This is a genomic window from Brevibacillus dissolubilis (genome assembly GCF_006170445.1).
Taxonomy (GTDB): Bacteria; Bacillota; Bacilli; order Brevibacillales; family Brevibacillaceae; genus Brevibacillus_B; species Brevibacillus_B dissolubilis.
This window is the reverse complement of record NZ_VCNA01000001.1, coordinates 403229-423717: the sequence shown is the minus strand read 5'-3', so window position 1 is coordinate 423717 and position 20489 is coordinate 403229. Positions and strand designations below refer to the sequence as shown.

17 protein-coding genes and 10 tRNA genes are annotated in these 20489 nt (G+C 51.5%); 23 read left to right on the top strand and 4 right to left on the bottom strand.

Annotated features, from left to right (window positions below):
* Positions 1-155 precede the first annotated feature (155 nt).
* On the top strand, positions 156-290 hold the full coding sequence (locus FGI41_RS25310; protein ID WP_255298254.1) for a hypothetical protein: 135 nt from the start codon (positions 156-158) through the stop codon (positions 288-290).
* A gap of 166 nt (positions 291-456) precedes the next feature.
* On the opposite strand, the gene FGI41_RS01195 is transcribed toward FGI41_RS25310, so the two are convergent.
* Entirely contained in the window at positions 457-1236 is a 780-nt protein-coding gene (locus FGI41_RS01195) for a peptidoglycan DD-metalloendopeptidase family protein (RefSeq protein WP_139488067.1), read from the bottom strand.
* Between the two features lie 349 nt (positions 1237-1585).
* On the opposite strand from FGI41_RS01195, the gene FGI41_RS01190 reads away from it, so the two are divergent.
* From FGI41_RS01190 to FGI41_RS01135, 12 genes are all read left to right on the top strand, one after another.
* Complete coding sequence (locus tag FGI41_RS01190; protein ID WP_139488066.1) at positions 1586-3490, top strand: OPT family oligopeptide transporter; 1905 nt, start codon at positions 1586-1588, stop codon at positions 3488-3490.
* Positions 3468-3854: a PqqD family peptide modification chaperone gene (locus FGI41_RS01185; RefSeq protein WP_255298253.1), complete on the top strand. Its 387-nt coding sequence runs from the start codon at positions 3468-3470 to the stop codon at positions 3852-3854. Before FGI41_RS01190 ends, FGI41_RS01185 begins: the two co-directional genes overlap by 23 nt.
* 275 nt (positions 3855-4129) lie before the next feature.
* Positions 4130-4205, top strand: a tRNA-Ala gene (locus tag FGI41_RS01180).
* A gap of 5 nt (positions 4206-4210) precedes the next feature.
* Positions 4211-4301, top strand: a tRNA-Ser gene (locus tag FGI41_RS01175).
* A gap of 37 nt (positions 4302-4338) precedes the next feature.
* Positions 4339-4415, top strand: a tRNA-Met gene (locus FGI41_RS01170).
* A gap of 12 nt (positions 4416-4427) precedes the next feature.
* Positions 4428-4512 (top strand) — tRNA-Leu (locus tag FGI41_RS01165).
* Positions 4513-4521: 9 nt separating this feature from the next.
* Positions 4522-4597, top strand: a tRNA-Thr gene (locus FGI41_RS01160).
* Positions 4598-4614: 17 nt separating this feature from the next.
* A tRNA-Gly gene (locus FGI41_RS01155) sits at positions 4615-4688 on the top strand.
* An 11-nt stretch (positions 4689-4699) separates the two neighbouring features.
* A tRNA-Ile gene (locus FGI41_RS01150) sits at positions 4700-4776 on the top strand.
* Between the two features lie 12 nt (positions 4777-4788).
* Positions 4789-4863: transfer RNA gene (locus tag FGI41_RS01145), tRNA-Asn, on the top strand.
* A 13-nt stretch (positions 4864-4876) separates the two neighbouring features.
* A tRNA-Ser gene (locus FGI41_RS01140) sits at positions 4877-4969 on the top strand.
* 5 nt (positions 4970-4974) lie between these two features.
* Positions 4975-5047 (top strand) — tRNA-Val (locus tag FGI41_RS01135).
* A 93-nt stretch (positions 5048-5140) separates the two neighbouring features.
* On the opposite strand, the gene FGI41_RS01130 is transcribed toward FGI41_RS01135, so the two are convergent.
* The 3 genes from FGI41_RS01130 to pdxK all read right to left on the bottom strand — a co-directional run bounded on the left by FGI41_RS01130 (position 5141) and on the right by pdxK (position 8571).
* Complete coding sequence (locus tag FGI41_RS01130; RefSeq protein WP_139488065.1) at positions 5141-6184, bottom strand: cytochrome d ubiquinol oxidase subunit II; 1044 nt, start codon at positions 6182-6184, stop codon at positions 5141-5143.
* 25 nt (positions 6185-6209) lie between these two features.
* The gene (locus FGI41_RS01125; RefSeq protein WP_139488064.1) at positions 6210-7547 is read right to left on the bottom strand and encodes a cytochrome ubiquinol oxidase subunit I; all 1338 of its coding nucleotides are present in this window, start codon (positions 7545-7547) and stop codon (positions 6210-6212) included.
* Between the two features lie 205 nt (positions 7548-7752).
* Positions 7753-8571, bottom strand: a complete 819-nt coding sequence (gene pdxK, locus FGI41_RS01120) for a pyridoxine/pyridoxal/pyridoxamine kinase (protein ID WP_139488063.1) — start codon at positions 8569-8571, stop codon at positions 7753-7755.
* Between the two features lie 239 nt (positions 8572-8810).
* Between pdxK and FGI41_RS01115 the strand changes: the two genes are divergently transcribed.
* The 10 genes from FGI41_RS01115 to sleB all read left to right on the top strand — a co-directional run bounded on the left by FGI41_RS01115 (position 8811) and on the right by sleB (position 20283).
* Complete coding sequence (locus tag FGI41_RS01115) at positions 8811-10682, top strand: Ig-like domain-containing protein (RefSeq protein WP_176560061.1); 1872 nt, start codon at positions 8811-8813, stop codon at positions 10680-10682.
* A 198-nt stretch (positions 10683-10880) separates the two neighbouring features.
* The gene (murG, locus tag FGI41_RS01110) at positions 10881-11954 is read left to right on the top strand and encodes an undecaprenyldiphospho-muramoylpentapeptide beta-N-acetylglucosaminyltransferase (RefSeq protein WP_139488061.1); all 1074 of its coding nucleotides are present in this window, start codon (positions 10881-10883) and stop codon (positions 11952-11954) included.
* A gap of 96 nt (positions 11955-12050) precedes the next feature.
* Positions 12051-12827: a thermonuclease family protein gene (locus tag FGI41_RS01105; protein WP_176560089.1), complete on the top strand. Its 777-nt coding sequence runs from the start codon at positions 12051-12053 to the stop codon at positions 12825-12827.
* Between the two features lie 191 nt (positions 12828-13018).
* Positions 13019-14419, top strand: a complete 1401-nt coding sequence (locus FGI41_RS01100; protein WP_438358001.1) for an LVIVD repeat-containing protein — start codon at positions 13019-13021, stop codon at positions 14417-14419.
* Between the two features lie 122 nt (positions 14420-14541).
* Positions 14542-15138: a superoxide dismutase family protein gene (locus FGI41_RS01095; RefSeq protein WP_139488059.1), complete on the top strand. Its 597-nt coding sequence runs from the start codon at positions 14542-14544 to the stop codon at positions 15136-15138.
* A gap of 224 nt (positions 15139-15362) precedes the next feature.
* Positions 15363-16916, top strand: coding sequence for a M14 family metallopeptidase (locus FGI41_RS01090; RefSeq protein WP_139488058.1), 1554 nt, complete (start codon positions 15363-15365; stop codon positions 16914-16916).
* 246 nt (positions 16917-17162) lie between these two features.
* A complete protein-coding gene (gene copZ, locus FGI41_RS01085; RefSeq protein ID WP_139488057.1) occupies positions 17163-17363 on the top strand; it encodes a copper chaperone CopZ in 201 nt (66 codons plus the stop codon).
* Positions 17364-17414: 51 nt separating this feature from the next.
* A complete protein-coding gene (locus FGI41_RS01080; protein WP_176560060.1) occupies positions 17415-17816 on the top strand; it encodes a DoxX family protein in 402 nt (133 codons plus the stop codon).
* Positions 17817-18257: 441 nt separating this feature from the next.
* Positions 18258-19478, top strand: a complete 1221-nt coding sequence (locus FGI41_RS01075) for a threonine synthase (RefSeq protein WP_139488055.1) — start codon at positions 18258-18260, stop codon at positions 19476-19478.
* A 181-nt stretch (positions 19479-19659) separates the two neighbouring features.
* Positions 19660-20283: a spore cortex-lytic enzyme gene (sleB, locus tag FGI41_RS01070; RefSeq protein ID WP_255298272.1), complete on the top strand. Its 624-nt coding sequence runs from the start codon at positions 19660-19662 to the stop codon at positions 20281-20283.
* Positions 20284-20489: the final 206 nt, after the last annotated feature.

Here is a 20489-nt window from a genome sequence, read left to right as displayed (position 1 = left end):
TCCGTAGCCGTATTACCGATCAGCTATGGCTGGTCTTTTTTCATTGTGTAATTTTTAAGAATTTTTCAACTATACAAGTTTACCCATAGAAAAAACCGGGAAACTATCATGTACAACCCCATATTACAGAGGCATCATGAGAGGAGATGGAAGTTATGATGGCAGCTTGGATTGGTGAGGTATTGCTCTATGGTGTAGGACTTCCGTTGTTCATGTTTCAATCGATTGAGATGGTAAACGGCTTGGTTACAAGCCTGGGGGATATTGCACAGATTTCGTACCGCAGATAGTTAACTGAGTATTCTGAAATAGATAAGGTTGTAAAAGACGGGTTCCCGCCGGACTGGACAAGCATCAACGCCACGGATGAGCAATAGTGACCCGAATCGTAATCCTTTCTAGCACAAAAAAAACCGACTGCCCGGAGAAATTTCCGAAAAGCAGTCGGTTTTTTCATTAATTACAGCTCGGCGCTACCAGTCCATCCGAACCGGTATACACGTAAGCATCAGCAATATACTGACCCGTACCGATCCGATCCCAGATGTCAGAAGTGCCGTATGTACCTGTCACAGATGTACCGCGGGTTTGGCAGTAGATTGTTACTTTGGTTCCGTCAGCGAGGGAACCGACAGCAGTGTAGCCAGTGCCAGGGCCGGAGCGGACAGTCAGAGGAGTGCCGCTGGTGTTGACGGTACCTGTTGCACTAGCAGTACCGCAGCTGTTTTTGCTGGTGTAGCTCTTAGAGCCGTAGTACAGCGCAGTTGCACCGTCAAAAACAGCTTTTTGCGTGACGCCGTTCAGACGTTGTTCGAAGTGCAGGTGAGGACCAGTGGAGCCGCCGGTGCTGCCTACTGTACCTACGCGGGCACCTTTGGAGATGGATTGTCCGACGCTGACAGCAAAAGAGTTCAGGTGAGCATAGTACGTAGTCCAACCGCCGCCATGATCAATCACGACGTACTTGCCGTAGCTGGTGTCGCCCAGGTCACGTACGGTAGTGACGGTTCCGCCGGCAGATGCAACGACAGGATCGCCCAGGTCATCGGTACGGTTGAAGTCGACAGACAGCTGTGGATTGTGGTCGGTGCGGGTCTGTCCTTCCCATGTCTGATTGCAAGGGAACGGCAGGGAGAAATTAGGCGCTGCCCAAGCATCAGATGGAGCGAAGTAACCGCTGAGGCAAGTGGCAAGCATGAGGAACGTGGTGAGAATCGACAGTCTTACTTTTTTCACAATAACTACCTCCTTAAATAAAAGTGGATGATTCATAATTACAATTTTCTGTAAAGTTCTGCAAATTCCTGCAAGTTTTAAAAATGAAGTTTCGACAAAAATTCTGATGATTCATGAATAATCAAGGATTAAAACATCATGGATCAACTGAGTACAAAATCGGAATAAGGAAATACTGCTAGGCATAATCACTTGTTCACCCTGATAAAAATAACGTAATAAACAAAAAAATACAAAAAATCGAGCTTATCTTATTTAGTGGTATCATGAAATATGCGATTTTTGTTTTATTGTTAAACTATAAAGCAAGAGAATCGTAGAAAAAAATTGGTTAAGGGGGGCCAGTCTTTTGAATAAGGACACTTCCAATTCATCCTCATCTTTCGTGCCGTACATACCGGCTTCTCGATCCTTGCCAGAGATGACAGCGATCGCCATCGGGCTTGGGGTCGTACTCGCCATTGTGTTTGGTGCGGCCAACGCTTATCTGGGCCTCAAAATCGGCCTGACCGTCAGTGCGTCCATTCCGGCGGCGGTTATTTCCATGGCGATTTTGCGCGGGATCTTCCGCCGCAAATCGATTCTGGAGAACAATATCGTGCAGACGATGACAACAGCAGGGGAGGCCGTTGCAGCGGGTGCGATTTTTACCTTGCCTGCACTCTTTCTCTGGGATCTGACGCCAAGCCAGACGATGATCAGCTTCATCGTGCTGACAGGTGGTTTTCTCGGCGTCCTGATGATGGTGCCGTTGCGCCGTCTGTTGATCGTCAATGAGCACCAGACCTTGCCGTATCCGGAAGGGACGGCGTGTGCAGAGGTGCTCATCTCCGGGGAGACGGGCGGTACGAGCGCGAAGCTTGTCTTTTCCGGCTTCGTGGTTGGCGGGCTGCTCAAAGCTCTTGGTGACGGCCTGCTGTGGTTTAAGACCGAGATTGAGACCCAGTTCTTCAACTTCCGCAATGCCGTGATCGGGATCGATACCTATCCGGCGCTGCTTGGGGTTGGTTTTATCATCGGACCGCGGATTGCCGGGCAGATGCTCGCAGGGGGTCTATTGGCATGGTTCGTGTTGATTCCGATGATCGGCTACTTTGGCAGTCTGGGTGCGGGACCGCTTGCACCAGGGACTGAGCCGATCGCCAATCTGGATGCATGGGGCATCTGGAGTAGCTATATCCGCTATATCGGTGCGGGTGCGGTGGCGACAGGTGGTTTGATCACCATGGTCAAAACTCTGCCGACCCTGTATCGCTCCATCCGCGACACGCTTGCCAGCATGAGCCGTCAAGGCGGTGGCACTGTAACTATCGAACGTACGGATAAAGACATCCCAACCATCTGGCTGATTCTTGGTACAGCCGTTCTGATTTTGATTATCGCGTTTGCTCCTGTGACCAATATCGGTCTGATCGGAGCGATTGCGGTGGCGATTTTTGGTTTCTTGTTCGTGACGGTCGCTTCCCGGATCGTCGGGATTGTGGGCAGCTCGTCCTCACCAGTCTCTGGGATGACCATCGCGACTCTGTTGATTGTGACTGTCGTATTCAAGCTCTCCGGTGTGACTGGTACAGAAGGCATGATCGCAGCTCTGACCGTTGGTGCCATCGTATGTACCGCACTGGCTGTAGCAGGAGATATCTCCCAAGACTTAAAAACAGGTTATCTCGTCGGCGCGACTCCGTGGAAACAGCAGATCGCGATGATGATTGGTGTCCTCGTCTCTGGCCTGTTGATCGGATTCATCCTGACCGTTCTTCATGAGACCTATGTGATGGGCTCTGAGAATCTGCCAGCGCCAAAAGCGGTCTTGATGAAGCTGGTCGTCGAAGGCTTGATGCAGGGCAACCTGCCATGGGATCTGATCTTCATCGGGGCAGCATCTGCTGTCGTAATCGAGTTCCTCGGTCTCAACTCCCTGACTGTAGCAGTTGGGATCTACCTGCCGATTCACGTCAGCACACCGATCATGGTGGGCGGTCTGGTCAGCTGGCTGGTTGATTTCTTCAGCAAAGATGACAATGCCCGCAAGCTCCGTACCGAAACAGGCACGTTGTTCGCATCCGGTCTGATTGCAGGTGAGTCCCTGATCGGTGTCGTCATCGCGATCCTGATCTGGCTCAAAGTACCGATGCCAGAAAACGTACTGACCGAAAGCGGCCTGGTCTCCATGGGCCTGTTCATTCTGGTATCGCTCTTGCTCTGGTGGGTAGCGATGAGGGGGAACCGCGGTGGGTCTGCTCGCGCGAAGTAAACGTGTGGACGCAGGCAGCCGTACCAATCCGCGAAGCCAGAACCTACTGACGATGATTCCTTCTATTAGAGAAGGGCTTCAGCTCGACATATCCGGGGAAGGGGCCGCACTGGTCATCCCTCGTACCAGCTGGCTGGAGCGGTTGTCGGTCAAATATATGAAGCAGCCCGCCGCGATCCGCATCAAGCTGGATGCACTGGGCGAAGCCGTCCTCTCCCAGTGCGACGGACAGAGAACGGTGGAGGATATCGCCGTACATCTGCGCCAGACGTTCGGGGAAGCAGCTGAGCCGCTCTATCCGCGTCTCGTCAAGTTTTTGGAGATTGTTGAGGCGAACGGCTGGATTACGTGGAAAAAGCAGTAGAGAGCATGACATAGCAAGATCAATAGTGAAAGACCTCTTCGCGCTGATGTGAAGAGGTCTTTTTTTCTCCAGAAAATGCATTTGATCTTGCCCAGACAACCGTGTTACAGTAAGAGTCCAGTCGCCGCGCCGATCATCTTCGAGTGGAAATGATCATGCGATTCTGGTAAAAATTTATTCTTGAAATTCATCGCTAAGATGTGATAAAGTTAAAAATGTTCCCGCTAGATAACACCGTAAACAAAAATAGCATGGAACAACTCATGGACAAGCATGGGGCTGTAGCTCAGTTGGGAGAGCGCCTGCCTTGCAAGCAGGAGGTCATCGGTTCGATCCCGTTCAGCTCCACCATATATGGAGAGTTACCCAAGAGGCCGAAGGGGACGGTTTGCTAAACCGTTAGTATGCGCAAGCGTAGCGAGGGTTCGAATCCCTCACTCTCCGCCAGATTTACTGGCAATTATTATATTTGACAAAATCATGTGGCGGCGTAGCTTAGCTGGCTATAGCGTTCGGTTCATACCCGAAAGGTCGGGGGTTCGAGTCCCTCCGCCGCTACCATTTATATATTTTGCGGTCGTGGCGGAATTGGCAGACGCACCATCTTGAGGGGGTGGCGGGGCGACCCGTGTGAGTTCGAGTCTCACCGACCGCACCAATTTGATATGCTCCTGTAGCTCAGTCGGTAGAGCGTTTCCATGGTAAGGAAGAGGTCGCAGGTTCGATTCCTGTCGGGAGCACCATCATAGTAATAAAAAATGCGGGTGTAGTTCAATGGTAGAACTCCAGCCTTCCAAGCTGGTCGCGTGGGTTCGATTCCCATCACCCGCTCCATTCTTTTTCACGGGCCTATAGCTCAGTTGGTTAGAGCGCACGCCTGATAAGCGTGAGGTCGGCTGTTCGAGTCAGCCTAGGCCCACCACGTTCGATATGTTCCTCAGTAGCTCAATGGTGGAGCAACCGGCTGTTAACCGGTAGGCTGGCGGTTCGAGTCCGTCCTGAGGAGCCATTTTTTATGAGATGGACAGGTGTCCGAGTGGCCGAAGGAGCACGATTGGAAATCGTGTAGGCGGTGTTGAACCGTCTCGTGGGTTCAAATCCCACCCTGTCCGCCATCTGCGGAGGATTAGCTCAGCTGGGAGAGCATCTGCCTTACAAGCAGAGGGTCGGCGGTTCGATCCCGTCATCCTCCATATTTCATACATAACGACATGAGGCAAAGTGGCCCATAACCAATAAGAAAAGCTCTGATGCAAAGAATGATTTGCGTCAGAGCTTTTGGTGTTTCACGTCTTTTGCTTGGGGCGTTGCCGCAGGTAGTTTTCATCCTTCATAAACATCCGCCAGAAGTAGATGAAACCAGGAATTAAGATAGCAAAGCCGACGATGTAGCTGACGAACAGCGCGTGAAATGTCGCGTGGTCGGTAAAGCCGGACTCAATCGTGATATCCGGGTAGACAATATACGGCAGGTGGGCTGCTCCGTATGCATAGCTGGCCAACAGGTATTGGATCAGGGCACAGATGACCGAGAGTCTTGGCAGAGAGAGCCCGATTTTGGCTCGCTGGGGCAGCAGGAGAAAGATATAACAGAGAAAGAAAAAGACCGCAGAGGCGACAAGCCACGGGAGATTGTCAAAAATCTTGTCGTACAGCCAGCCATTCTCCAATCTCATCGTCTGCAGCGTAAGAATTGCCATCAGAAGCGTAACCGGACCGATTAGGATCGCGTCCCGGCGGTAAATCTTGAATGCCTGCGTCGCCCCTGACACATGGGAATAGTCGCTTAATAAGAGAGACGAGAGAAACAGTGTGCTGGTGACCGCAAGCCCGATGTAGGAGAAGGCATGTGGACTAGTCAAAAGTCCCATGAAATCAAGCATGGGCACATCCTTCACGACTTTGATGAAGCCACCCTGCGTAATCGGCAGCACCAGAATCAACAGGGCCGGGATCAGGAAGCCCGTAATCCCGGAGACGATGCTCAGCATTTTGTGATATTCATCAATGAGATGGGAGAAGACGAGAAACGCACTGCGGATTAACAGCAATAAGAGTACAAGACTGACCGGAATCATCAGGACCGAGCCAAGCGTGTAGATCGCGCCGGGAAAAAACGTAACCAGAGCGACGACGATTAAGACGATAAATACGTTGGTCACTTCCCACGAAGGCGACAGATAGCGGTTGGCGATGTTGGTCGCCCGCGTCTTTTCGTGGTTGAGATAGACCATCGACCAGAATCCGGCCCCAAAATCGATTGAAGCTGCCACAGCGTAAATCATCACAAAAATCCACAGGAGCGTCACAGCGATAACCGTATCTGTCACATCGACCACCCTTTTTTACGTGAGATCATTTTGCTGCCTCTTGACTGCCGTCCTGCAGACGAAGGGGATGACGTCTGAAATAGTATTTGAACACTAGCACGGTGACGATTCCCAACAAGATGTAGATCGCAAGGAAGATCGCGAAGAAAAAGCCCAGTCCCTCTGCCTTCGTCGCCGCTTCCGCCGTAGTCATCATGCGATAGATCACCCACGGCTGTCTTCCTGTGCAGGCAAAGACCCAGCCAAACTCAATTCCGAGGATGGAGAGAGGGCCGCTGGCGACGAAGATCCACATGACCCAGCGCGGATAGGATTCCCGTTTGAGCAGCTTTTTCCAAGCAAAGCCGATAAAACCGACGAAAATCAGCAAGGAGCCGATCCCGACCATTCCGTTAAACAAGACGTGAATGAAGAGGGGAGGCCAGTATTCTTGTGGGAAATCGTTGAGTCCGACCACCACTTCATCAAAGCGGTTGGCCGCCAAAAAGCTGAGTGCCCACGGGATTTCAATGGCGTATTTGACTTCTTTGGTCACGGGATCGGTGTATCCGCCGATGGCCAGCGGTGCATAGGGCTGTGTCTCGAACAGACCCTCGGCAGCCGCTAATTTTTCCGGCTGATAGCGATGCAGATACTGGGCGGATTCGTGACCATTCAGCGCGGTGAGCAGGGAGAACGTCCCACCGACGATCAGGCCCATGAGTAACGCTTTTTGATGGAAGTGAAATTCTTTGGTGTCTTTTCGTGTCTTCAGCATCTTGTACGCAGCCACTGTGGCGATGACGAATGCGCCAGTCATGTAAGCAGAGACCGTCACATGCAGGGCGGTCACGACGAAGCTGGGATTAAAAAAGGCTGCCCATGGGTCGACATTGACAATCTGCCCGTTCACGATGTCAAAACCGGCAGGCGTTCCTTCAAATGCATGGACATTGGTGATCAGCACAGCAGATGCGGTAGCGCCGACGAGGACGAGAAACACACTGAGCAGTCTCATCCAAGGAGTGAGGCGGTCAGCGGCATAGACATAGATTGACATGAAGAGCGCCTCTAGAAAGAAAGCGAAAATTTCAATCTGAAACGGCAGGGAGATCACTTTTCCCACGACTTCCATAAAGCCGGGCCACAACAGTGACAACTGAACCCCGGCGATGGTTCCAGACGGGATGGCGACACCCAGCAGGATGGCCTGTCCCTTGATCCAACGCTTCGCCATCAGCCGGTAATCCGAGTCTTTGGTCCGTAGATAAAGCACCTCGGCTAATAGAATCATCAAGGGGAGTCCGACCCCAAGCGATGCAAAAATAATATGAAAGGCCATTGTCGTGCCGAACGTTGACCTGGCTAGTAAAATTTCATCCACAGAGATCCCCCTTTATCACCTGCTACCCATTGTTTTCCTGATTATCCTTCCATGAGGTAAAACAGATTATGCACAGCAGAGATGGGGCTGTGCAGCTTGACCACTGGCATGCAAGTGGATGTCTACAGGGGCAAATAAAAAAAGCAGGGCGCAAACACCCTGCTTTTTCCTGTATAGATTTCTTACCTGTATCGACCGATGCAGATTATTGACGAACCAGCTTGTTGCGGTAAGCGCCGTGGTTGGTCGGGCCTACGTATTGGTTCAGCTGGAAGGATTCACGGATCGCTTCGGTGATGAATTCTTTTGCGGTACCGATTGCTTCACGTACGGATTTGCCTTTGGCAAGCTCTGCTGTGATGGCCGCGGAGTAGGTGCAACCTGCGCCATGGGTGAAGGTGGTGTTAATGCGTTCGCCTTCGAGCACTTCAAAGGTGGTGCCGTCGTACAGGACGTCTACTGCTTTTTCGTGCTGGAGCTTGCCGCCGCCTTTGACCAGTACGAATTTTGCACCGGAGGCTTGGATGCGGGCAGCTGCTTCTTTCATCAGCTCAACCGTAGTGATTGGGCCAAGGCCGCTCAATTGACCTGCTTCAAAGAGGTTTGGTGTCACGACGGTTGCACGTGGAGAGAGGATGTCACGCAGAGCATGTGCGGACTCAGGGTGGAGCACCTCATCAGCGCCTTTGCAGACCATGACCGGGTCGACGACGACGTTTTGCAGGTTGTGGGTGTCGATGAAGTTGGCAGCCAACTCAATCAGTTCGACAGAGCCGAGCATACCTGTTTTGAGAGCATCTACGCCAATCCCTTGGACAACCGTCTCCAATTGGGCTTTGACGGTATCAGCGGCGATAGGGAACACCGCATGGAACCAATCATTATGAGGGTCTTGCGCGACGATGACAGTCAGCGCAGTCATACCGAATACACCAAGTTCTTGGAAGGTTTTGAGGTCGGCTTGGATACCAGCGCCACCACTCGTGTCAGAACCTGCGATGGTCAGAGCTTTTTTCAGTGTCATGTGCAATATCACTCCTATAGGTTAACAATCTTCCAATCTTTCAACATCAACAGTATAAGACGAAAAAAGGATTCCGTATAGTGGGAGAAGTGCGACGGGGAGGATTTTGTCGGGTTATGGCGAATTTTTCCTTGTGTCATTTCATTGAAAAGTGGCAGTTTCATCATTTGTGTAATAGGGGCGGATTTTTCGATATGAGTAAATGGGTAGTGAGATTGTGTACAGTTTGGGTCTTGATCATGAGCCTGATATGGAATCAAGGCATGGGATACGCGGATGGTTCGGCAGCAAAAGCAGCTGTTTCTTCTACGGCTCAACCAGATGCAAGCGAAGTAGAGACCAAGTGGGAGATGTCTTTTGCGACAGAAGCACCAGATGACTTAATGAGCGTGCAACAGACGGGTGATAACGAGTTTGTTGCGATCGCACGTTCCTATTTGGATACAAGGTTTATCAAGCTCGATCAGAACGGTAAGATCCAATGGGAACAGATCTATACCAATAAGGAACAACAGGGGGTCTATGACGTAATCCCGACCAAAGACAATGGATATCTGTTGTATGGTTCAGCACGGATTTCTGGTGAAAACGGCACGGATTTATATGTCATCAAGACAGATTCACTAGGGGAGAAGCAGTGGGAACAGACGTATGCAGACCAAGGGAATGACTCTCCGAGCGATGCCCTCCAGACAAGTGACGGCGGTTATTTGATCACCGGATTTGGTCTGGTCGTCAAGATAGACTCGAAAGGTACATTACAGTGGAAGCTTAGACCACCGAAAGCATTGTCAAGTGTGGTGAATATTGTACCGAAACCGTACAACTCCTATCTGCTCGTCGCCCAAGGCGGGATGTTCACGGTCAATTCCAAGGGGAAGATCATATCGCAAGCCTTGATTCCCAATACGTATGACAGTCACGTCCTGACTATGAAGAACGGCAAGTACCTTTATGTCAACTTCGCAAGATTTAAGGAACCAGGAACGATGATGCTTGCCAATGAACTGGGCGAAGTGGAGTGGAAGCAGGTACTGAAGCTGACCGCTGATTATGAAGCGGACCTCGTCGTCCCCAGCGCAGACGGGAATATCCTGATCGGTCAGCATCATAATAACAGCGTCTACGACAAAAGCCTCCCGATGCGAATCACCAAAATGGATTTGACCGGAACCGTATTATGGGAGGCGAATGTCGGTAAGGGACATCGCTTCACCTGTTTGCTCCCGCTCGCGGACGACAACTTCCTGACGGGAGGTCGTTATCAGGGCTGGGACACCGAAATGGATGCCACCCTTTCCGCCGTTCACATCGAGGCTACTCCTGATCCAGTGGAGGGCGTCACACTCAGTCAAACCAGCCTGCAGATGAAAATCAAAGACAAGACACAACTGATCGCAGTCGTCATGCCCAGCAATGCGTTGAATAAAAAAGTCACATGGTCATCTAGCAATCCAAAGGTGGTCAAGGTGGATCAGGATGGCCGGATTGAGGCACTCAAAGAAGGAACTGCGAGGATCACCGTCAAGACCGTTGATAAAAACAAAACCGCTATCTGTGAGATCCGGGTAAGAAAGCTGACTAAAGAAGAGACGGTTACAGATGTCAAAATCGAGGCGCTGACCCCAACCTCGGTAAAAAAGGGGGAGATTGTCCGGTTTAGGGCGATTGCTACGTTCGAGAATGGTACAACCGAAGATGTGACTGAGCTGGCGAATTGGTTTGTCAGCAATTCAATGCTGGTCAAGCTCGAACCAGGGGTCTTCAAGGCAGAACGTATCGGGGGTTCCGGTGTAAGTGCCTTCTATGGAAAGCACAGTCTGTCCGCCGTCCCCGTAAAAATTGAAACGGATCAACCCCTAAAAGAGCTGATCATCAGTCCATCAAACTTGACGCTGTACAAGGAGGATTGGGGCTTCCTCAATTTGACGGCCGTATATGAAGACGGGACCAAAGCAGCCGTACACGGCTTGGCTGACTGGAAAAGCAGTAATCCGAAGATCGTCACGGTCGACCTCGGCTTTTTGACGGGAATGGCCAAAGGAAAAGCGGTCATCACCGCTACTTACAGAGGAGTGTCCAAGCAGGTGCAAGTCACCTTGATCGAATAAGCCAGGCTAAGAAACGAACTGCCACAGAGCGCAACGCCATCCCTGTTATGAAAAAAGCTCTTGATCACCGCCATTTTTTCGGCAAAATGATCAAGGGCTTTTTCTGCCTATCCGTGATAAAATGGTGTGAAAAACCTTTCGACTCAAATATAATCGTTAAAGGGAGAGCAGTAACGCGAAAGTGAGGTCAACACGAACATGAACAAAAAAATCCTCTTTACCGGCGGTGGTTCAGCAGGACACGTCACAGTCAATCTGGCACTCATCCCGAAGTTCCAAAAGGACGGCTGGGATACCGTATATATAGGATCAGCAACCGGCATTGAAAAGCAACTGATCAGCACAATCCACGATGTACGCTACCACGAGATCGCCACGGGCAAGCTGCGGCGCTATTTTGACTGGAACAATTTCAAGGACCCGTTCAAGGTGGCAGCAGGTGTTTTTCAGGCGTACAATGTGATTCGTAAAGAAAAACCGAGCGTAATCTTCTCCAAAGGCGGCTTCGTCTCCGTTCCGGTCGTCCTCGGTGCATGGCTCAACCGCATTCCGGTGGTCATCCACGAGTCTGACTACACTCCAGGGCTTGCCAACAAAATCTCCATTCCGTTCGCGTCCAAGGTCTGTACGACATTCCCAGAGACCGAGCGCTTCCTGAAGACCGACAAAGCAGAGTATGTCGGGGCGATTGTCCGCGAAGAACTGTTCGAAGGAGACGCGGCACGCGGGCGCAAGCTGTGTGATTTTGTCAGCGGCAAGCCCGTGCTGTTGATCATGGGTGGCAGTCTTGGTTCCCAGCGGATCAATCAGGCGATCCGCAACAATCTCGATGCGCTGCTGGCGTCCTTTCAGATCGTACATATCTGCGGCAAGGGGCAAGTGGATGAAGCACTTACCCGTAAAGGATACAAACAGTTCGAATATATCAGCGATGAGCTTCCAGATGTGATGGCGATGGCCGATCTGGTCGTCTCCCGCGCCGGTTCCAACTCGATCTATGAATTCCTCGCCTTGAAAAAGCCGATGCTGCTCATCCCACTGTCCAAAGGGGCGAGCCGCGGTGACCAAATCCTCAACGCCAACTCATTCAAGCGCCAAGGCTATGCCGAGGTGCTGATGGAAGAAAATCTGACCGATGAGACCCTGCTGCGGGGAATTACCTCTGTCCACGACAATCGCGCAACCTATCTGGCTGCGATGGAAAAGGGCAACACAGGCGAGAGTCTGAGCAGAGTCTACGGGATGCTGAAGCGCCTGGCCGGGAGGAAGTAGGGAAGAGGGTTAACCATGAAATTGTACGCAAAACCATACACCATCCGTCGTCAACGCACGATTGGACACACCATCGGAAGCACTATTACAGGCATCATGCTCACACTCATCCTGTCTGTCATGCTCGCTGCATGCTCCACACCAGCCAACCAACCGTCGGATAACGGTGAGATGACCGCCACGGTTGAAAAAGTAACCGACGGCGACACCTTCCAGCTCAGCACCGGAGAGCGTGTCCGTCTGATCGGTGTCGACACCCCTGAGACGGTGAAGCCGAATCATCCGGTGGAGCCTTATGGTAAAGAAGCGAGCAAGTATACCAAGGGGCTCTTGACGGGTCAGACCGTCACCCTGCGCTTCGACGCCGAACCTTATGACAAATACAAGCGTCTGCTGGCCTACGCCTATCTGGAGGACGGCACGTTTGTCAACGAAAAGCTGGTTCGTGAAGGCTATGCCCGTATCATGACGATCCCGCCGAATGTTGCGTTTGCGGATACGTTCCTTGAAGCCGAACGGGAGGCGCGGGAGCAGAACCGCGGACTGTGGGCGCTGGAGGATGGGAAAGATGAAGGGAAAGCAGAAGGGAAGGAAACCTCAGTAAATAGTGATTCTGGGACAAAAGAAGCCGCAACCGGACAAAGGCCGTCATCTGGACAGAAGTCATCTGACTCAACTGCATCCGGTACGTCTTCCCAAAACCCAATATCCGATATCCCCGATCCAACCAAGCCGATCAAAGGTAACATCAACTCCAAAGGCGAAAAAATCTACCACGTCCCCGGTGGGCGCTATTATAACAGCACCAAAGCAGAAGAGTATTTTGCCACCGAAGAAGACGCCCAGGCAGCAGGCTTTCGCAGGGCGAAATAGAGTAGTCATCGCAAGCCACAATACCATCCGCTACAGGAACCAAGCTATGATGCGATCCGAGCTACCCCTAACAAGGGTGGCTTTTTTGTTTTTCTTCTTGGGAAATAGTAAAAAATTCAGTAATATTTCAACGATTGATCATTATATTTTTATCATGCAAAATTTTTGACTTCCAAAGGAGTGAAGCTTGCTTGAACAAAACGGTGAAAAACAGCTTGGCAGCAAGTGTATTGGTCCTTACCCTTTTGTGCGGGAATGCGTCCATATTGGCTCACGATGAACTGGGTGAGATCAGTGTGGACAAAGGCCAAAGCTCCGAGGTCTGGAATGCGCTCCCAGTCCTTTCCGGTGGCAAAAACGTAGCGAATCTTCGTGAAGCGGCATCGGTTCCACTCAAGGAAGTCAGGGCTGGCGTGAAAAACTCAACGGCTGACGTGTACGCACACAAGGGGTTTGCCTATCTGGGAACCCATTCAGCCAACGGGGGGAACGGCGGTGTCCGTGTGTTTGACTTAAAAGACCCGTCCAATCCGGTTGAAGTAGCTGTGTTCGCCCACAATGATGTACCCGGCACCTGGCATGAAAAGGTGATCGTCAAAAGCATCAACACCAAGGATTTTCACGGTGACATAGCCGTTGTCAGCGTACAGCAGGTCAACAAGGCCAATCCCGACTCTGTCGGCGGTTTCCTCCTCTATGATGTGACCGATCCGTATCATCCGAAAAAACTCGGCTTCTGGAAGCTGGATAAGCGTGTCACCGGAACCCACGAGCTGTACCTGACGATGCAGGGCAACCGGGCCTTGGTGCTCGCCGCCAATCCGTACGCCGATTACTATACACATGGGGAGGAGCGGGACTTCCAGATCGTCGATGTCACCAACCCGTCCAATCCGACAACGATCTATCAATTCGATCCGCGCGTGCTGCCAGAGGTGCAGGAAGACTTCAACGGCTACCACTGGAACGCTCCAGATGGCAAAGTCCGTCCAACCTTTAACCACAGCACGATGGTAGATGAAACCGGGACGACTGCTTTTGTCTCGTATTGGGATCTGGGTACGCTGATCTTTGACATCCGCAATCCGGAACAACCAGTACTGCTCGGGCGCACCGAGTTTGCCCCACACCAGCAAGGCTCTGCGCACTCCTCGGCGCTTGCCAAGGGTGGCAATATCTTAATAGAAACACGCGAAATCTACGTGCCAATCAAGGATGGCTATGAGGAGGCCTATGGCTACACCCGCATTTTTGATATCAAGGATAAGAGTCATCCCAAGCTCTTAAGCGAGTTCAAAACGGACCTGACAACAGCGATTCCGACCGATCCGAACCAGCGCAATACATTTGCCCGTACGGTTCACGATCCAAAAGTCCAGGGGAATACGCTTTACCTGTCTCATTATGCGGGTGGTGTGCGGGTTGTGGATATCACAGACCCGGCGAATCCGACTGAGATTGGCCGCTATGTGCCGAACCTGACCAACTTCTGGGGCGTTTTTGTCGACCGTAACTATATACTCGCATCCAATATGCCGACCAACGAGCATGGCGGTCTCAAAGTTCTCCTAAAAAATAACGGGGACTGGTAATTCTGCATAAGCCTGATCAACCAAATCAGACTGGTGACAAGGAACCACGATTTCCGCTCCTGCATAGGCTATAGCGAACGTAAGAACCGAGACATTCGCCTAATGAGAGGAGTTCGGAACAGATGTATGATCCATTTGGAAATCATGGTGGGCACTACGACCCCTATGGGAATTTGCAGTCGGCAGGGTATCCGGTACCTTATCAAGCACAGCTTGCGCCATACAGTTATCAGCCGGTAAGACAGCAGTTTCCGCGTACAGCAACGGCCCGCATCACGGGTGGTCCGCTGGCTCCGCGGATCAGAGGGATCGTCACGTTCACGGAGTTTGGCAGAGGTACATGGGTCGCGGTCAATGTGGAAGGTCTGCCGGAATACCGTCCTGCCACCGCAGGGCAAGATCCAGTCGGTCCATTTGGCTTTCATATCCATGAAAAAGGAGTCTGCGAGATAGGCGATCCGAATAATCCATTCCAAGGCACAGGCGGTCACTGGAATCCGACCAATCAGCCGCACGGCAACCACGTCTCTGATTTTCCGGTGCTGTTCTCCAATGATGGCCGCGCGATCATGGGCTTCTATACCAATCGGTTCCTGCCCGCTGAGGTGATCGGCAGGGCCGTGATCATCCATCAGAACCCAGATGATTACCGCACACAGCCGTCAGGAGATACCGGCAAGCATCTCGCCTGTGGAGTGATCATGGGAGGAACGGCGTAACGGGTCAGAGTCAGAATGCCAACAGAACGAAGAAGTGCAAACATTAAAACGCAAAGGCGCAAAAGCGCAAACGAAGCCGGTGAGCTGAATGTCCGAGGACACGGTTCATCGGCTTTTTCCATGCAGCATTTTTCACGAAATCATATTTTAATGTAAAAATGATACATGTTATTTATAATAACTATATATTCAGAATAGATTGATGAAAAGGAGGGAACAAACCGATGAAAAATCGTTTTGTCAAACATGCCACTGCGATCTTGGTAGCGACAGGTGTAGCGATCAGCGGCTTTACCGTGATCCCGTTGGCAGATACCGCTCATGCTGCGAGCAATGCGATCACCCTGTACCGTATTACCACTGATGAGGCGCATACGGTCAGCCAGCTGGAGCAGTACGGAATTGACATCTGGGAGGTTCAGCCCAACTTCGTCGAAGCCCCGCTGACGCCTGAGCAGATCAGTCAGCTGCAAGCAGACCAATGGACGTACAAAATGAGCCGTCAGACCAATGGCCCAAGCTTCGATTCCGCTTACCGTACATACGACAGCATCCAGAAGCTTTTGGTGGAAAAAGCGAAGCAATATCCGAAGCTGGCAGAAGTGGTCACCATCGGATATTCGTTCGAGGGCCAGCCGATTCTGGCAATGAAGCTGACCAATGAGCGAAATAACGCCGATAAGCCAAAATCGCTCTGGATCGGCGGCACACACGCCCGCGAGATCGCACCTCCAGAGGTGATGCTGGCCTACATCGACCGTCTGCTCAATGGTTATGGTACCGATGCGGATGCGACCTGGATGCTCGACAGCCGTGAAGTGTGGATCGTGCCCGTACTCAATCCCGACGGCCACCGTAAAGCCGAACAGCTGCTCAACTGGCGCAAAAACACGGACATCCGCTGGGGCAGTGACGGTGTTGATCTCAACCGCAATTACAATGAAAAAGCAACAGGCATCTGGGGCAATCCTGCCTATGGCACCAGCACCAACCCATTCAGTTCGATCTACTGTGGCCCGTATGCTTTTTCAGAGCCAGAGACAGCTGCGATCCAACAGCTGATCGAGTCTGTCATGGGGCCTACGGGTACGCCGGAAGATGTGCCGAATGGCTTCCAGATGGTCGTCGACATGCACTCCTTTGGTAACCTGATCATGTGGCCGTGGAACTGGACCAAAGACGTGACACAGCTCGATGCCGCCCAAGACATCGCCCGGATGGAAAAAATCGGCCGCAAGTTCTCCACCTACAACACCTATAAGCCACAGATCGGCTCCAAGCTGTATGCCACCACGGGAGACACGACAGATTGGGCATATGGCTATCATAAGATTCCGTCGTTTACTTTTGAGATTGCCAAGTCCTTCTGGCCGAGCGGAAAAGAGCTGCCGTCCCTGATCGAGGAAAACATGCAGCCGTTCCTCTACGGTGTCAAAATCCAAGACCAGCCTTATCAGCGCGTCGAAGGCCCGGATGTTCTCCAGCTTCAGACGTCCGTCATCAACGGTCAGGTCGTCGTAACAGGAACAGCCAATGACACAGGGAATGGCAGTCAGAAGATTCAAGCTGTAGAAGTATTCGTCGGCAAGCTTGGCCAATCCGGAACAGGAAAGCAGGCGGTGCTCGGCAATTCGACGAATGCAGGATCGATCCAGACCTTCACCACCATGTTCCCAGCTGAAGGCCTGTCAAGCGGAAAGCAGCTACTGATCGTCCAAGCGCAGGATGAAAATGGCGCATGGGGTGCACCGAGTGCGGTGTGGGTACAAATCCCGTAGCCCAGTAACCAGTAAACTGTAACCTGTAACGAGCTTTCTAAACATGGTGCCATGTTAGTCATAGTCACGAGTGGAAGACGTCCCGAACGATTCGGGGCGTTTTTTGGCTTTTCGGAGGGGTGGGACAACAAGGGAATCTTTCCCCGGAGAGATTTTTTATTTTAAGTGTTGACGTACCCTAGGGGGGTATCGTATATTATTACCAAGAACTTCAAATCAACCAAAACACAAAGGGGATAGATGAATATGCAAAACACAACACTTCAAGTACAAGGTATGTCCTGCGGTCACTGCGTCGCTTCCATCGAAGGTGCGATGAAAAACCTTGGTGCAACAGCAAAAGTAGACTTGGCAAACAAATCCGTAACCGTATCTTATGACGAGACACAGGTATCTCTTGACAAGATTAAAGCGGCGATCGAAGACCAAGGCTACGATGTAAACTAAGTCACTCACTCTTATAATAGATACCTGGTATGGGTATAAGGAGGAATTATGATGAACGGTTTGATACCACGCATTTTGGCTGGTGGGGTCTTCGCATACATGGGTTTGTTCAAAATCATCGCCTGGAACGCCACAGCAGGCTGGATGGCTATGAAAGGTCTGCCGCCATCCTTGATTCCGATTGGCCTAGTGATCGCCATCTTGGCTGAATTAGGCGGGGGATTGGCCATCCTGTTCAACTTCCGACTCAAATGGGTGGCAACGGCCTTGGCTTTATTCATGATTCCTACCAACATCATCATGCACAACTTCTGGGCACTTCCACCAGAGATGGCTACCGCAGAGCAACTGAGCTTCCTGCAAAACGTCATCATCATCGGCGGACTGCTTGCCATGGCCAACACCACTGCCAAACAAGAGAACGGCGCAGCATCTTCCTCGAAAGCCGCTTAAACAGCTTAATCTGAGGGTGCTTTACTAGAGGAAAATATCTAATCCCGCATAATAAGGTCGGCCGGAGTTAAGGCTGGCCTTTTCTATGTTTCTCTTCAATCAGGTACTCGGCAGAGAGTGGGAAGACCATCTGTTCGTAAGGAGACCGGCCCCTCTAACGAGGGGGAAAGGCGACTGGAGAACAGCTGGTCTTCCCGCTCTCCTCCCCGATCCCCTGATCCCCACCCCCCATACGGTTTCACCAATTAGACACAAGGAATATAGAGGGATACCGCCGAAATTCAATAATCAAGTGACAAGCTTTACCAACCGTGCCTGTATGAAAGGGAGGGCAAGTGCCTAATCTGCGGGCTGGCGCATATACTATGCTTGCATATGTATTTACCATTTTCATACAGCCTACACAAACTGGCTTGATCGATAAGAAAGGGGCGGTTCCCCATGTTCAGCTATGTATCTCATCTGGAGTGTCCAAAATGCGGTCTGACTCATCCGGTCGACCAACAAATAAATCTGTGTACCTGCGGCTCGCCGCTTTTGGTGCGCTATCATCTGAACGATCTGAAAAAAGCGTGGCAAAAAAGCAGTCTGACAACGCGTCCGGCGACACTTTGGCGTTATCATGAACTGCTCCCGGTCGTGGACGAAGCCAATATCGTCACACTGGGTGAGGGGATGACACCGCTTTTGCCGACAACACGCTTGGCGCGGGAGCTTGGGGTCAGAGAGATGTATGTCAAGGATGAGGGGATCATCCCGACAGGCTCGTTCAAAGCCCGTGGTGCTGCGGTCGGGGTCTCCAAGGCAAAAGAGCTGGGGATCACCGACATCGCGATGCCAACCAACGGCAATGCAGGTGCAGCCTGGTCCACCTACGCCGCACGGGCGGGGATGCGTTCTACCATTGTGATGCCGAAAGCCGCTCCATTTCTCACTCGTGGCGAATGTGCGATGGCAGGAGCCAATCTGTATCTGGTCAACGGATTGATCAGCGACGCGGGCAAGATCGTAGGTCGTGCCGTACAAAAACATGGCTGGTTCGACGCCTCTACACTCAAAGAGCCATACCGCATCGAAGGCAAAAAGACGATGGGTCTAGAGATCGCCGAGCAATTGGGCTGGAAACTCCCTGATGTGATCCTCTATCCGACAGGTGGCGGTGTCGGAATCATCGGAATTTATAAAGCATTGCGCGAACTGCAGGAGCTGGGCTGGGTGGAAGGTCCTCTGCCGCGTCTGGTTGCCGTTCAGTCCAAGGGCTGCGCGCCAATCGTCCGTGCATGGCAGGAAGGCAAGCGGGAATCAGTCTTCTGGGAGCATTCGGAGACGGTAGCGTTTGGGATCAATGTCCCGAAAGCATTAGGGGATTTTCTCGTGCTAGAAGCGGTCTATGAGACAGACGGATGCGCGATTGCCGTAGATGACCGTGATATTATTATGGAACAGAAGCATTTGGCTTCGACCGAGGGGTTATTCATCTGTCCAGAGGGTGCGGCTACTGTCGCGGCTGCCCGCGAACTGCGGAAAATCGGTTGGATCAAAGAGTCAGACACCATCGTTGTGCTCAATACAGGTATTGGCATTAAATACCCGGAAACCATCGATATGCATGTGAAAACCTTACAGCCTGACTCAGATTTACCAGAAACATATATTGGATAAGCGCTTTGTAAGCTCTGTACCCTGTCACAGCGGAATGCCTGTTGTGACAGGGTTTTTTCGTGTTTGGCACCTGCTGTATGATCTTGTATGCCAGTTTTTTGGTATTGAGCGCGTTCGCATCTGTTCGTACAATGGGGAACATGCGAAAGGAGGTAGAACCATGAAACGATGGAACCAAGCGATGATGATCTTCGCCGCATGCCTGATGGTCATGATGATGCCCTTTGGCCAAGCGAGTGCCGCTACCGTACTGAAGCCTGGGAGCAGCAATGGAGAAGTGTGGGATTTGCAATACCGGCTCAATCTGCTCGGCTACTATACCCAGGGGTCGGATGGGATCTATGGTCCTGGTGTGACCCGTGCTGTCCGAGCTTTTCAATATCAGTATGGCTTGCCTGTTGATGGGGTTGTCGGTGCCCAGACCTGGTCTGTCTTGAAAAAATTCAGTGTGAATCAATATGAGATGGACATGCTCGCGAAGCTCGTCTATGCCGAAGCGCGCGGGGAATCATACAAAGGACAGGTGGCTGTAGCCGCTGTCGTGATGAACCGCCTGCAATCACCGAAGTTTCCCAACACGGTGAGCGGGGTGATCTTCGAGCCATGGGCCTTTACAGCGATCTATGATGGTCAGTATGGAATGACACCGAATAAGACGGCGTATCTGGCAGCCCGTGATGCGGCCAGAGGCTGGGACCCAACGTATGGGGCGATTTATTATTTTAATCCCAATACGGCAACGTCTGGCTGGATGTGGAGTCGTCCGCAGACAGTGAAGATTGGGGAGCACATTTTTGCGAGGTAACGTGATATCAGATGAGAGAAAAGACCCGCTGTACAAGCAGGTCTTTTCTTACCCCCTACATATTTTTGCAACATCCATAATCCCTACTTGATTCGTCGGAATTAATCACTTACATTTTAAGTAATTCATTCATGCATAAAATACCAAGAGGTGTTCACGTATGGAAGTGTTTTGGTTTATTCCGACTCAAGGGGATGGACGATACT